Here is a 13,820-nt window from a genome sequence, read left to right on the forward strand (position 1 = left end):
GTGAATGCCCGCGCAACCGACCCGCGGCCTGTTTCATCCGAAGCGGCAAGACATTTGTCCGTTCCGCCTGGGAACCCGCGAACAAAGGACAATGTTCATGCGCCCGACTTTCCTCGGAACACCAACCAGGCGGCTCGATCCCGTCACCGCCGCCAGTGAGTTCCGTCATGTCGCGGCTTCCGGCCAGGGTAGGTTTCAGCGCGACCCATCCGGCAATGCCGATATCCAGGGTGTCAGGATCGACAAACAAAAAGCCGACCTATTGGAGACCGCGCTGAAAACGCGCGGAATTGCCGATCAGAAAGCATTCTCTGAACGGTTACGCCGCCATGGTGCAGGCCTTGAGGATGAGGAACGCGATCTCCTCATCAATCTGGCGGCAAACTGGTTCGAGACAACCGCAGATCAGGAATTTGAGGTCATTGCGGCGAATAGCCTTGAACTGCTGGGAAATAGAGCATCAGGGAACATTGCCTCTACGCCAGTCAAGCGGGACACTTCCGACGCGCCGGCGCAACCTGCATCTCTGGATTTCGGGCGTTTGCAGGCCGAGCTTGAAACTGCGAGCCGAAACCGGCGCGCCGCGATCGAACGGGCGGCCCGTAAAGAAGCAGAGTTCAATGTCGCGAGAGATGCCTCCAACATTGCCTGGGAGCGGGTCCAGAAAGAATCTGCCAAGGCCGGCATCCAGGTCGGGTACATCCTATTGACCGGGAAAGGGCGCGCCGCGCCTCCTGCCCTGGCGGCGGCGATAGGCGCCTACAATCAGGCGATGACGGATGCGGCACGACAACAGGATGAGTTAAATGTTTTGCGAAACGACATCGCGGAATGGGACAATGTGATCCGCGAAATTCTCGCGCGCATGCCCGGAGCACCCCCGGCAAAATAGCCGTATCATCTTCGTTTCAGCGCGGGATTTCAGGGGTTATATCCCCTTTAGCCAAATGCCCGCGCCGCCCGATGGCCCGGGCGACAGGGAGAACAGGGAGTTCGACATGAAGTCCATCTCTTCGATAGTCCTCGGCATGCTGTTCGGTGTCGCGGCAACCGTGGGCCTCTCGGCCGCAAACGAGGTATTCCGACCGCATCAAATTGTCGATCGGCACGCATTCCTTGAAAAGCTGCCGCCCACTGCGCAAATCGAATACCTGACCGGCCTCGCGGATGCGATCGCCTATATCCGACCCAAGGATGCAATCGGCGAGGGCGTTTCGAATTGCCTGAGCGAGGCGAACGCACACAAAGGCATGATCTTTGATGCCCCGATGATGCACTTCGTGAAGCAGGCACAACCCGACACGCCCGTCGTCGCGGTTCTTCTTGATCTTCTGCGCAAGGACTGCGCGGACCATCTGAAGTAGGTTAAAACCCGACGCGCTCACAAGCGCGTCTTTGTATCTTTGCCCTTTCCCCACCCCGGACAACCCAGGGGCCGCTTCCCTCATTGAAGCGCCGATGGCCCGGATTTATCCCGACGCTCCCCGCGGCGGCGGGCCCGTTCACGCGCCCGCCACAACCGCCGGGACCGGCGTCCTTCCCTCAACGCGACACGACAAAGGAGTCCGGATTTCCGGAGAACACGCATGTCGACACATATCGCACAATCCTTCATCAAGCACTTCCAGACGGACGTGCACCTGGAGTACCAGCGCGTCGGCTCAAAGCTGCGCAACACGGTGCGTTCCAAGAACGACATCCAGGGGTCGTCCACCACCTTCCAGAAGGTCGGCAAGGGCACCGCCTCGACCAAGGCCCGCCACGGCATGGTCCCGGTCATGAACCTGGATCACACCCCCGTCGAATGCCCGCTGCAGGACTATTACGCCGGCGACTGGGTGGACGAGCTTGACGAGATCAAGACCAACATCAACGAACGCCAGATCATTGCCCGGGCCGGCGCCAATGCGCTGGGCCGCAAAACGGACGAACTGATCGTCACCCAGTTGGACACCAGCACCAACTATTCCGGTGACGGGTCCGACGGCCTGACCAAGACAAAGGTGCTGACCGCCTTCGAAATGCTGGGCGACGCCGACGTCCCCGACGACGGCGACCGCTTCGCGGTCATCGGCTGGAAGCAGTGGACGGACCTTCTGAAGATCCCCGAGTTTTCGGACATGGATTTCGTCGGCTCCGACGATCTGCCGTGGCGCGGCATCCAAGCCAAGCGCTGGCTGGGCACCCTGTGGATTCCCCATTCGGGCCTGACCAAAACCACCGGCGTGCGGTTCTGCTACTGGTACCACAAAAGTGCAGTGGGTCACGCCGTGGGCAAGGATGTGAAGACCGACATCACCTGGCACGGCGACCGCGCGTCCAACTTCGTCAACAACATGATGAGCCAGGGGGCCTGCTTGATCGATCCGTCGGGCGTGGTGTCTCTGCGCTGCCTGGAAAGCTAGGAGGCGACCATGGCATTCGTTTCGAAAGACCTGAGCGTTCTCAGCTACGCCAACGGCTTCACCTTGTGGCACTACACCACGGTCGACGCCGCCGCCGCCGTGGACAGCGCCGGCTACTTCAACGACGCGTCTCACATGCTGCGGACCGGCGACATCCTGATGGCCAATGTCGATACCGACGGCACGCCAGGTGCCGGCCTGTTCCTGGTCAGCGCCAACACAGGCGGCATCGTCGACGTTGATGATCTGACCGCTGTCGGCGGCACGGACACCGACTAGTCCTCACCGCCCACGCATCACACTTTGGGGCGCCCCGATATTCTCCGGGGCGCCCCTTTGCGCCTGCCCTTTCCCCGATCCATCACCGGAGTTTCCGCCATGGCGTTAAGTCAGATCGCCCTTTGTTCCCGCGCCTTATTGAAACTGGGCGGCACCACCATCACCTCGTTCGACGAAGGCACGGCGGAGGCTGAAATCGCGGCCAACCTGTACCCTTCCATACGCGATGCCATGCTGTCCGGCCATCCGTGGAGCTTCGCCACGGCGCAGCAGCGCCTGCCGGTTCTGGCGGCGGAGCCGGTCGCCGATTACGCCAAGGCGTTCCAGCTGCCGGCCAATTTCCTGCGCGCCCTGTCGGCCGGCGGCAGCGCCCGCGGACACGGCCTGGAATACCGAATCGCCGAACGGCGCCTGCACGCCAACACGGACGACGTGGTCATGACCTACATCTTCCGACCGGCCGAGATCGATTTTCCTCCATTCTTCGACCAGGCCCTGATCACCCGTCTGGCCGCCGAGTTCTGCATCCCGCTGACGGAAAGCACGTCACGGGCCGAAGCCTTGCACCGCCTAGCCGATCAGGAGTTTCAGCGCGCCAAAACCATCGATGCCCAGCAGGAAACACCGGGGCGCATCGATGACTTCTCTTTGGTGGAGGTGCGCGCCTAATGCCCCGCCTGACAACACATAAATCCAACTTCACCGCCGGTGAGGTTTCAACCCGCCTGCTCGGGCGCAGCGATTTACGGTCCTACGCCAATGGCGCATCGAAACTGCGCAACGTGGTGATCCAACCGACCGGCGGCGTCACCCGCCGCGCCGGCACGCGGTTCGTCGACATGGCCCCAGGGCCCGGGCGACTGACCGCCTTCGAGTTCAATACGGAGCAGACGTACCTGCTGTGCTTTTCCCACCTTCAGATCGATGTCTACACGGACGGCACGAAGACCGCGACGATCGCCGCCCCTTGGACCGAAACGCAAACCACCAAGCTGGCCTGGGTACAAAGCGCGGATACCTTGTTGGTTGTTCATCCGGATACAGCACCCAAGAAGATCACCCGCACCTCACATGCCGATTGGCAGATTACCGATTGGGTCTTTGCCGAAACAGACAACCGCATCCATCAGCCCCACCATAAGTTCGCGGCGACGGACGTCACCCTGGAGCCGACCGGAACCAGCGGCACCATCACGGTCGCCGCATCGGCCCCCGTGTTCGAGGCAGGTCACGTCGGCACGCGGTTCCGCATCGCCAACAAGGAGATTGAAATCACCGCCGTCGCATCGACAACGTCTGCCACGGCGACGGTGAAGGAGACCCTGGCTAACGCAAATGCCACCAAGGACTGGGAAGAGCAATCGTTCTCCCCCGTCCGTGGATACCCGGCGACCGTCACTTTCCATCAGGACCGCACGGTGATCGGCGGATCGCGAGATCTACCCAACCAGATATGGATGTCCAAGTCAGCAGACCTGTTCAACTTCGATCTGGGCGAAGGCTTGGATGATGAAGCCATCGAATTCGCCCTGCTGTCCGATCAGGTCAATGCTTGTTCCGCCGTGTTTTCTGGCCGCCATCTGCAAGTCTTCACTTCGGGTGCGGAATGGATGGTGACGGGTGATCCACTGACCCCAGCGTCCGTGCAGATCCGCCGTCAGACCCGTATCGGCTCGCCCGCAACCCGCTTCGTGCCGCCGCGCAATGTGGATGGTGCCACACTGTTCGTGCCGCGGACAGGGCGTGAGTTGCGCGAGTTTCTATTCACGGATGTCGAACAGGCCTACCAGTCGCGCGATCTGGCGACCGTCGCGGAACACCTGATCCGTGATCCCGTCGACCAAGACTTCGATGCGGGGCGCCGCAACCTGCATTTGGTCATGGCCGACGGCACCATCGGCACATTGACCCTCTACCGGGCGGAAGAGATCATCGGCTGGACCCTGTCCGACACCCAAGGTGCCTTCCGATCCGTCTGCGCCGTGGGTGACGCGGTCTATCTGCTGACGGAGCGGTCGGGCAAGTATTTCATCGAAGCCTTCGACGACAACCTGCGGGTTGATTGCGGGCTGCACATCACTGACGCCACGCCCAAGACCGAATGGGGCGGCCTGGACCATCTGGAGGACTGCACGGTGAAAATCGTCGCCGATGGGTCGGTTCAAAGTGACGCCACGGTCGCAGACGGGCGGATTACCCTGAACGTCGCGGTGTCCGAGGTGACGGTCGGGCTGGGCTACACCCATGTCATCGAACCGCTACCGCCGGCGGTTAACGGTCTGCAGGGATCCAACCAAGGTGGACGCCTGCGCATGGTCGCCGCCACCTACCGCCTGAAAGACGCATCGGCCCTTCGCTTGGACACCGGACGCGGGTTCATCGACGTCCCCTTCCGCGAATTCGGCGACGATCTTTTGGATGCACCACCCGTCGCCTTTTCCGGCGACCGAACGGTGCGCGCCTTCGGCTGGCGGCGAGACGGCACGCAATCCCTGTGGCGCATCGAACAGGACACGCCCCTGCCATTCACCCTGTTGTCCGTGACTGAGGAAGTAAACGTCAACGGCTGAGCCTTCCCCACAAATTCAAGGAGACCCACTCAATGGCAGAGTTCGCAACCCTTGCCTTGACCACGGCCATCAGCACGGGGCTTTCGGCCGTGCAGCAGCAGGCCGCCGCGAAACAGCAGGCGGCGCAGGTCGAAACGCAGCGCCGGCAGCAGGTCGCACAAATCAACCAACAACAGGAGATTGAAACCAAAAAGCGGCGCGAACAGCTGCGCCAAGCCCAGGCCGCACAGCGCGCGCGCTTCTCCGGCAGTGGCATCAACGCCAGCAGCGGATCGGCATCGAGTCTTTTGTCCGGTTTGGCTCGCCAGGTCGACGAGGCTATCGCCGACACCGGCAGCCTGAACAAGCTGCGCATCGATGGCATCAATTCCAGCGCCGCCGCCCAGCGTTCCAGCCTGCTCAGCAAGCCGCGCGCAACCTTGCTCGGCGGATTTTCCGACATCCTGACGGCCGGCATCGGCCCGAAGGGGCTTAATTTATTCGGCAAATAGTCGGTTGGCACAGCTCCCAATGGGAACCACCCCCCCGTTGCGAACAATCCGCACCGCCGTCAAGCGACGGCTCCCGAAATTGATGCGCAAGGCGATGGCTGATTATGCCGCCTTCGCTGCCCAGCCCGCCCCCGATGACGCCAAGGGCTTCGCCGGCCATCAGGCCGCCTGCAAAGCGGCGCTGGCGCACCTCGACGCCGGGGCGAAGTTGCTCACCTGGGCCGAAGGGTCCGGCCCGGATACCGGTGAAACGGACGACCTCGCCCGCCTGATCAAGGCGGCAGAAGACGCCGTCTCCGCCGCCGACCCGGACAACATCTGATTACCGGCCCTGATCTCCAGCTTCACCGAAACGCAAGATAAAGGAGCCCCCGCCATGGGAGGAATCTTCAGTTCGCCCAAATTGCCACCCGCGCCGCCGCCGCCCCCACCACCGCCCGATCCAGAAGAAGGCGAGCGCGAACGCCGTCTGGAACGCCTGGAGCGTCAGCGCCGCGGCCGCGCCGGCCTGATCACCACGTCGCGCCGTGGTCTGTTGGACGCGCGACCGAACAACGCCGGGGCCGACCAAGTCGGTGCCAAGACCAAGTTGGGAGAATGACCATGATGGAACTCACGCCCGAAGCGGTGATGGCCCGGTATCGACGGGCTCGGGACCGGCGCGCAACCTGGGAGCCTCTGTGGCAGGAATGTTTCGACTTCGCCTTGCCACAGCGGGAAACAGCCTTGGGCCGCACCCAGGGGGCCAGCCGCAAGACCGACCGCCTGTTCGACGGCACGGCACCCGACGCCGTCGATCAATTGGCGGCCAGCCTGTTGGCGCAGCTTACGCCACCCTGGGCGCGGTGGTTCGGCCTGATGCCGGGCACAAAAGTCGAGGACACCCAGCGCGCCGGCCTGTCCCAGGAATTGGAAACGGCGGCACAGACCCTCCAATCCCATTTCGACCGCTCCAACTTCGCGGTTGAAATGCACCAGTGCTATCTGGATCTGGTCACGGCAGGCACGGCGAGCCTAATGTTCGAAGCCGCACCACCGGGCGAGCCCTCGGCCTTCCGCTTTACCGCCGTTCCACTAAGCCAGGTCGCGTTCGAGGAAGACGCCTCCGGCCGCCTGGACACGACATTCCGCACCAGCCGCCTGACCCGCGCGCAGATCGTCGAACGATTCCCAAAGGCCAAGCTGCCCGACGCCTTGAAGGCCCGCAAGCCAGGTAACGGGGAGGAGCCGTCGGCGGATATTCTCGAAGCCCTGACCCCGACCAAGGGTAGCTTCGAGTACATGGCGTTGATCGATCCCGGCGAGGGAACGACGGGCGATCAGGCAGTGACGGTGTTGAAGACCGGTCGGTTCGAACGCTCACCCTTCATCAATTTCCGCTGGCTCAAGGCGCCCGGCGAAATCTACGGGCGCTCGCCGGTGATGAAGACGTTGCCCGACATCAAGACCGCTAACAAGGTGGTCGAACTGGTCCTGAAGAATGCATCCATCGCCGTCACCGGCATCTGGCAGGCGGACGACGACGGCGTGTTGAACCCGGCCAACATTCGTCTGACGCCGGGCACCATCATTCCCAAGGCTGTGGGCTCGGCAGGCCTGAAGCCCTTGGAGGCACCGGGCCGGTTCGACCTGTCCCAGGTCGTGCTGCAGGATTTGCGGGCGGGCATCCGTCGCGCCCTACTGGCCGACCGCCTTGGGCAGATCGAGGGACCGCGCATGACCGCGACGGAAGTTCTGGAGCGCGTCGCCGAAATTTCCCGCCTTCTGGGCGCGACGTATGGACGGCTTCAATCGGAACTTTTGACGCCATTGGTGACGCGGGGGCTGTCGATCCTGATCCGCCGGGGCGAAGTGCCGGCCCTTCGCATCGACGGCCAGACCATCGATCTGGAATACAAATCGCCCCTCGCCCGTCATCAGGCGCAGCAGGACGTTCAAGCGACCTTGGCGTTCCTTGACGGTCTGGCACGTCTGGGGCCGCAGGCACTGGCTATCATCGATGTCCCGCAGGCGGCGCAGGTCCTTGCCGCGGCTTTCGGCGTACCGTCTAAAATACTGAGAGACCTCGACAGAAGGATTGAACCGGCAACCCCACTCCCGGCCGACGATATACCGCCGGGGGCAACCGGTGACGGAGGCGGCGGACTTGCCGCGCTTGCGTCAGCCTTGGGCGTGACACTGCCGTCTTCCCCGACAACGGGGAGCGCATGATGATCGCCCCTGAAGTCGAATGGCCTTGGCGACCTGAAGATCTTGCCACGCCCACCATGGACAGGACCACGGCGATGGAAGGCGACCGCACCGCCCAGCTGGCGGCCAGATGCTTTCGCGGCGCCGATGGCGTGGCACTGCTGGCCTACCTGAAGGGACTTACCCTGGACCGCGCTCTCGGCCCCGACGCGAACGACGCGGCACTTCGCCATCTAGAAGGCCAACGCCAATTGATCCGCCACCTGTCTCATCTCATCGATTTGGGCCGCGCCGGCCCTGATCCTTCCCCCGCCCAGAAAGGAGACAACGCATGACCGATCCCCAACCTCTGCCCGCAGCGCCCGACGCGTCGGTGGAAATGCTGCAGCCCATGGACGGCGGCGGTGCCGAAACGCCTGAAGCGGCGACGGCGCCCGACTATCTGCCGCCCAAGTTCTGGGATGCGGAGGCGGGTGAGGTGCGGGTCGACGACCTGGCCCGCTCTTACGCCGCACTGGAACGGCGGCTGGGAGCCGCTGCCGGGGACACCGTCCCCGATGATCCGGCGGGCTACCGGATCGAGCCCGCCATGGAAGGGTTGACCGCCGACCCGGAAATCAACGCCCGGCTGATGGACGCCGGGTTCACCCAGGCCCAGGCGCAACTTGTCTATGACCTGGCGGCGGAGAAGCTCGCCCCTTTGGTCCGTGACCTGGCGGCGGAAACGGTGCAGGGCGAACAGCGCCGCCGCCTGACCGAGCATTTCGGCGGCGCCGATCGCTGGCAGACGGCCGCGGCGCAGATCGACGCCTGGGGTCAGGCCAACCTGCCGGCACCGGTGTTCGAGGCGCTCTGCAATTCCTATGACGGCGTTCTGACCCTGCATCGGATGATGCAGGACGGTGAACCGCAACTGCTTTCGGGTGCGGCGCCCGCGCCGTCCGGCCGATCAGAATCGCAGCTTCGCCGCATGATGCAGGATCCCCGCTACTGGCGCGATCACGACACGGCCTTCGCCGCCGAGGTCCGCCGCGGCTTCGAGGATCTGTATCCCGACGAGGGGTGAGCGCGTTCCCTCCGCCGCACCCCCTCATTCTCGGGACGGGGCGCCGGCTGCCTGTGCTCCCTTCAGGCGCCGGCGCCCCGGCTTTTTGTGTTTATGGCAAGAAGAAAACCCCTCATGGGCGAATTCGAACGTGTCTCCCTGCCGCCGCCCCCGCGCGGCGGCGACGCCGAAACATCGTGCGGCAACGACGGCCTGCCCGGGGTCGGCGGCACGGACGGGTTCGGCGGTTTCGGCCGCTCGTTCCTGACCGATTCCGTCGGCCGCGGTCAGACCAACCGGTCGGAAGACGTGTTCCAGGCATCCAGCTTCCTCGCCGCCAACAGCCTCCTGCCCGCGCCCACGCGGGACGCCGGCGAGAGCTTTCTGCGCGGGATCGAGCAGGGGCAGGTACGCCTCAGCGGCCTGGCCGACGGCGGCCTGTTCGTCGACGGCATCGCCAAACCCTGGGGCCCCACGGAAATGCTCAGCCAGCGGGCCGTGACCTCGGGCAGGATGAAGATGCCTGCCTCAGGGCCCGATCCCGCGTCCAATCCCGTGACCGCCGCCGGTACGTCGGACCGCTCGCCGGCGCAACAGGCGGAGACGGCCCGCACGCTTCAGGCGACGATCGCCCCCGGCAACCGTCCGTCCGAACCAAGTATCAGCGCCCGAATTGACCTTAGCGCAGACACGCCGCAGGAGATGCTGGCACGGGGAACATCTCAGGAAAACAAAGGGATGTTGGTGTCGGATCGTCCACTTCACACCAATAATCCTGCATCGAAACGGGAAGCCACAGCGCGACCAATTGTAAACATGGCGAACGAACGGATTGACGTGATTATCACCAACAAACCCGCAATTTTTGAAGTTCGTGACAATCCTAAGGCCGATGGCAGTGACCCCTGGTATGCATCTCCAAGTGTTGGGAAGACCTCTGTGCTGAATTACGAGGAACTCTTAAACAAAGAGGCGAGAAAACAGGGCGTTGATCCCGATCTTGCGAAGGCGATCATTTTCGCGGAAAATGCAAGAGGCCACTATTTCGGGTTAGCGAAGACTGCCGAAGGACTCGGCGCCGCAAAGACGATCTTGCCGATGAACATCAACCCGAGCATCTGGACCGGCCTTGGAATTGACGCAATATCCACGCATGATCCTGCCACCAACATCCGGGTCGGCGTAACCTTGATCAAGCGGATAAGTGATCGGATCGTCAATCCGACACCTGCGAAAATTGCATCCGTTTGGAACTTGACAGGTCGAGAGAACGTCAACGACTTTGGCGCCTACGTTGGTCGGATTTATCGGGAAAAACCGTGGGCTAAGTAGGGATAGGTAGGGAAAGGACGACCGCGTTGAGGATCAGCCGGGAAGCGGGCAGCATCATCCTCGCACTGGTTTGTTCCGTGGCGATTGCGGCCATTCCTGTCTTCTTAATTCTCGCAGCATCTGATGGCACCGAACCTCGAGGTCTGTGCGAGTTTGTCACGGGCTCGAATGGGCTTCTGGCACTCAATCCGAACTCCGGCGGCACGGTGCAATACTCATGCGATTTGAACTGGACGCAATTTGCATCTTATGTCCTTCCTCCGTCGGTCCTTCTTCTTTATCCCGCGTGGCGCATTGTGCGACGGATTACTCGGCGGCGGGAATACCCAGCACCTTAAACAGTTGCAAGGGCTGCGCCGCCTTCGGCAACACCCTGTTCCGCCATGGCGCGAAGCGGCAGAACGACAGCGGCAAGGGCGGCGAGCGACATCAGAAACCGAAAACGCATCCTTGATGTGTCGCCGGAATTCTGGCCTGTTCAAGGTGGCCGGCAGCGCAGGAGGCCGGGGCGTCCGTTCTAACGCAGGCCCTTCAGCAGCGCCTCCAACGTCCGCGTCATGCGGTCCAGGTCGTGATCTTCGGACAGGCGGTGGCCACCGTTCTTGACCAGTTGCACCTCGACGTCGTCGGAGACGAGCCGTTCCTGAATGCGCAGGGCGGTCCGCCAGGGCACGTCGTCGTCCATCAGTCCGTGGATCAGGCGCACGGGGATGTCCAGGTCGATGGAACTGTCCAAGAGAAGACGGCTCCAGCCGTCGTCGATCAAGGGCTTGCAGATGCGGTAAGGCTGCTGGTCGTCATAACAATTCGGCAAGTCCACGTAGCCGTCCCGTTCCATCTGCGCCTTCTGGTCGTCGGTGAACGCGTCCCACAAAAGCTCACGGGTGAAGTCGGGGGCGGCGGCAAGACCCAGCAGACCCCGGCTTCGCGGTTTTCGCGCGAGGGCCGTCAAAAGCATGATCCAGCCGCCCATGGACGAGCCGACCAGAACCTGATCGCCCGTGGTCAATTTATCGAGTGCCGTGACCGCGTCGTCGGCCCACTGGCCGATCGAGCCTTCCTCGAAAACCCCGGAAGACTGCCCGTGACCGGTGTAGTCAAAGCGCAGGAAAGCCCGGCCTTGGGTGCGGCAATAGGCCTCTATTGCAAGCGCCTTGCCCCCCGTCATGTCGGATTTGAAGCCGGTCAGGAAGACAACGCCGGGAGACTTGCCAGCCATTTGATGGTAGGCAATAGTCCTGCCGTCACCACATTCCAGGAATTGCGGCGGAGTGTCGGGTGCAACGTCTGGGCCTGAAGACATGATCGGTTTCCATCCATGAACAAGATGCCGGAACATACCACCGGCGGCGGTGAAAGCGAACGCGCACAATCCGCCCAAGGGATGACGGGCGAAGGCCGCCTGGCGACCGTGCTGCAGATTCTGCCGGCGCTGGGTGCTGCCGGCGGGGTCGAGCGCGGCACCGTTGAAATCGCGGGCGCGGTGGTGCAGGCCGGCGGTCGCGCCCTGGTCGCTTCGGCCGGGGGCCCCCTGGTCCATGATCTTGCGCGCGTTGGCGCGGAGCATGTCGAGCTGCCCTTGGATTCCAAGAACCCGCTCACCATCTGGCGTAACATCGATCGCCTAGCCCAAGTCATTCGCGACGAAAAAGTCGATATCGTCCATGCCCGATCCCGCGCCCCCGCGTGGAGTGCGCGGGCTGCGGCCAAGCGGACCGGGGCTCATTTCGTCACCACCTTCCACGGCACCTATGGGGCCAGCAATCATCTGAAGCGGGTCTATAATTCCGTCATGACCCGGGGCGAACGCGTGATCGCCATCAGCCAGTTCATCGCGGGGCACATCCGCCAGCTTTACGGCGTGCCGTCCAACAAGATTCGCGTCATTCACCGCGGCGTTGATCTGGACCGCTTCGATCCGGCCAAGGTTACGGCCCAGCGGGTGGTCAACTTGGCCACCGACTGGATGCTGCCCGACGGCATGCCGGTGATCATGCTGCCCGGGCGCCTGACGCGGTGGAAGGGCCAGCCGGTGGTTATTGATGCTCTTGGCAAATTGAATCGCCGCGACATCCGCTGTCTGCTCGTCGGCGGCGACCAGGGGCGCGAGGGCTACCGCGCTGAACTGGAATCCATGATCGCAGCCCGTGGCCTGAACGAGGTCGTGCGTCTGGTTGATCATTGCGACGATATGCCCGCCGCCTACATGCTGACGGACGTGGTGATTTCCGCCTCGACCGACCCGGAAGCCTTCGGCCGTGTGATCGCTGAGGCCCAGGCCCTCGGTCGCCCGGTGATCGCGACCGACCACGGCGGTGCCAAGGAAACCGTAATTCCCGGCGTGACCGGCTGGCTGGTGCCACCGGGCGACGCCGATGCGCTCGCCACCGCCATCGAAAAGGTGCTCTCGCTCGACAGCGCCCAGCGCAGCACCCTGGCCGGTAAGGCCATCGCCAACGTCCGCGACAATTTCTCCAAGGCCACCATGTGCGCCAAGACGCTGGACGTCTATGACGAGGTTCTGGGCGTCCGCCCGTCTGCCTGACGCCATGGCCGCGCCCCTGTCCCCTCCCGAAAATATCCTGGTCATCAAGCTGGGCGCGCTCGGCGATTTCGTGCAGGCGCTAGGTCCCATGCAGGCGATCCGTGACCATCACTCGGATGTTCGCGTCGATCTTCTGACCACCCCCTCTTTTGAAGAACTGGCCGTGGCCTCCTGCCTGTTCGACCGCGTCATCGCGCGGCCGCGCATGAAGTGGCATCAGTTGGGCGCCGTGTGCGCCCTGCGCCGCGACCTGATCCAAGGAGGATATGCGCGGGTCTACGATCTGCAGACCTCGGACCGCTCATCGTTCTATTTCCGTCTGTTCCCGGCCAGGGCAAGACCGGAATGGTCCGGCATCGCCCGCGGCTGCTCCCATCCCCACGCCAATCCGAACCGCGACCGGATGCATACGGTGGAGCGCCAGGCGGACCAGCTTGCCATGGCCGGTATTCCGTCGGTTCCGGCCTCCGACCTGTCCTTCGCCGAAACGGATTTGTCCCGCTTCGCCCTGCCCGATCCCTTCGCCCTGATCGTGCCCGGCGGCGCCGCACACCGGCCGGACAAGCGCTGGCCCGCCGACCGCTTTGCCGCCCTGGCCCGCCATCTGTCAGATCATGGCATGACACCCCTGCTGATCGGCGGCGCGGACGAGCGGGCCCTGCACGACACCATCCTGACCGCCGCGCCGGGGGCACGAAGCCTCTGCGGCAAAACATCCTTGCTGGACCTGGCAGCGCTTGCCCGCCGGGCGGCGCTGGCCGTCGGCAACGACACGGGGCCGATGCACATGGCCGCCATCGCGGGCGCGCCCACGGTGGTGCTCTATTCCCATGCCAGTGACCCGGCCCTTTGCGCCCAGCGGGGGCACCAGGTGGCGATCCTGCGCGCGGCCCGCCTGTCCGAGCTGGCGCTTGCGGATGTGCTGAAGGTCCTGCCGATCCCGTCCCCGTCCTGATTGCGGCC

Annotated in this window: 16 protein-coding genes; 15 read left to right on the top strand and 1 reads right to left on the bottom strand. The window is 63.5% G+C overall.

Annotated elements, in window-relative coordinates; all coding sequences use genetic code 11:
* Positions 1 to 4: 4 nt before the first annotated feature.
* From KFF05_16610 to KFF05_16670, 13 genes are all read left to right on the top strand, one after another.
* Entirely contained in the window at positions 5 to 892 is an 888-nt protein-coding gene (locus KFF05_16610; protein ID UTW51501.1) for a hypothetical protein, read from the top strand.
* A 106-nt stretch (positions 893 to 998) separates the two neighbouring features.
* On the top strand, positions 999 to 1,364 hold the full coding sequence (locus tag KFF05_16615; GenBank protein UTW51502.1) for a hypothetical protein: 366 nt from the start codon (positions 999 to 1,001) through the stop codon (positions 1,362 to 1,364).
* A 222-nt stretch (positions 1,365 to 1,586) separates the two neighbouring features.
* Positions 1,587 to 2,405 (top strand): hypothetical protein, encoded by an 819-nt coding sequence (locus KFF05_16620; protein UTW51503.1) that lies wholly within the window; start codon positions 1,587 to 1,589, stop codon positions 2,403 to 2,405.
* A 9-nt stretch (positions 2,406 to 2,414) separates the two neighbouring features.
* On the top strand, positions 2,415 to 2,684 hold the full coding sequence (locus tag KFF05_16625; GenBank protein ID UTW51504.1) for a hypothetical protein: 270 nt from the start codon (positions 2,415 to 2,417) through the stop codon (positions 2,682 to 2,684).
* A 99-nt stretch (positions 2,685 to 2,783) separates the two neighbouring features.
* Positions 2,784 to 3,353, top strand: coding sequence for a hypothetical protein (locus KFF05_16630; GenBank protein UTW51505.1), 570 nt, complete (start codon positions 2,784 to 2,786; stop codon positions 3,351 to 3,353).
* A complete protein-coding gene (locus tag KFF05_16635) occupies positions 3,353 to 5,254 on the top strand; it encodes a hypothetical protein (protein ID UTW51506.1) in 1,902 nt (633 codons plus the stop codon). The genes KFF05_16630 and KFF05_16635 overlap by 1 nt, the downstream gene beginning before the upstream one ends.
* A 32-nt stretch (positions 5,255 to 5,286) precedes the next feature.
* Complete coding sequence (locus KFF05_16640) at positions 5,287 to 5,745, top strand: hypothetical protein (GenBank protein ID UTW51507.1); 459 nt, start codon at positions 5,287 to 5,289, stop codon at positions 5,743 to 5,745.
* Between the two features lie 94 nt (positions 5,746 to 5,839).
* Positions 5,840 to 6,067 (top strand): hypothetical protein, encoded by a 228-nt coding sequence (locus KFF05_16645; protein ID UTW51508.1) that lies wholly within the window; start codon positions 5,840 to 5,842, stop codon positions 6,065 to 6,067.
* A 54-nt stretch (positions 6,068 to 6,121) separates the two neighbouring features.
* The gene (locus KFF05_16650) at positions 6,122 to 6,346 is read left to right on the top strand and encodes a hypothetical protein (GenBank protein ID UTW51509.1); all 225 of its coding nucleotides are present in this window, start codon (positions 6,122 to 6,124) and stop codon (positions 6,344 to 6,346) included.
* A 5-nt stretch (positions 6,347 to 6,351) separates the two neighbouring features.
* Positions 6,352 to 7,956: a head-tail connector protein gene (locus tag KFF05_16655; protein ID UTW53763.1), complete on the top strand. Its 1,605-nt coding sequence runs from the start codon at positions 6,352 to 6,354 to the stop codon at positions 7,954 to 7,956.
* On the top strand, positions 7,953 to 8,270 hold the full coding sequence (locus KFF05_16660; GenBank protein UTW51510.1) for a hypothetical protein: 318 nt from the start codon (positions 7,953 to 7,955) through the stop codon (positions 8,268 to 8,270). Before KFF05_16655 ends, KFF05_16660 begins: the two co-directional genes overlap by 4 nt.
* Positions 8,271 to 8,314: 44 nt before the next feature.
* Positions 8,315 to 9,001, top strand: coding sequence for a hypothetical protein (locus tag KFF05_16665; GenBank protein ID UTW53764.1), 687 nt, complete (start codon positions 8,315 to 8,317; stop codon positions 8,999 to 9,001).
* A 114-nt stretch (positions 9,002 to 9,115) separates the two neighbouring features.
* On the top strand, positions 9,116 to 10,312 hold the full coding sequence (locus tag KFF05_16670; GenBank protein ID UTW51511.1) for a lytic transglycosylase domain-containing protein: 1,197 nt from the start codon (positions 9,116 to 9,118) through the stop codon (positions 10,310 to 10,312).
* 517 nt (positions 10,313 to 10,829) lie between these two features.
* On the opposite strand, the gene KFF05_16675 is transcribed toward KFF05_16670, so the two are convergent.
* Positions 10,830 to 11,615 (bottom strand): alpha/beta hydrolase, encoded by a 786-nt coding sequence (locus KFF05_16675; protein UTW51512.1) that lies wholly within the window; start codon positions 11,613 to 11,615, stop codon positions 10,830 to 10,832.
* Between the two features lie 81 nt (positions 11,616 to 11,696).
* On the opposite strand from KFF05_16675, the gene KFF05_16680 reads away from it, so the two are divergent.
* Together KFF05_16680 and KFF05_16685 are read left to right on the top strand one after the other, a co-directional pair.
* Positions 11,697 to 12,857 carry a glycosyltransferase family 4 protein gene (locus KFF05_16680; protein UTW53765.1) on the top strand — a complete coding sequence of 387 codons (1,161 nt, stop codon included), beginning with the start codon at positions 11,697 to 11,699 and terminating at the stop codon, positions 12,855 to 12,857.
* A gap of 4 nt (positions 12,858 to 12,861) precedes the next feature.
* Positions 12,862 to 13,812, top strand: a complete 951-nt coding sequence (locus tag KFF05_16685) for a glycosyltransferase family 9 protein (GenBank protein UTW53766.1) — start codon at positions 12,862 to 12,864, stop codon at positions 13,810 to 13,812.
* Positions 13,813 to 13,820 lie beyond the last annotated feature (8 nt).

Source organism: bacterium SCSIO 12827, assembly GCA_024397995.1.
Lineage (GTDB): Bacteria > Pseudomonadota > Alphaproteobacteria > Rhodospirillales > Casp-alpha2 > UBA1479.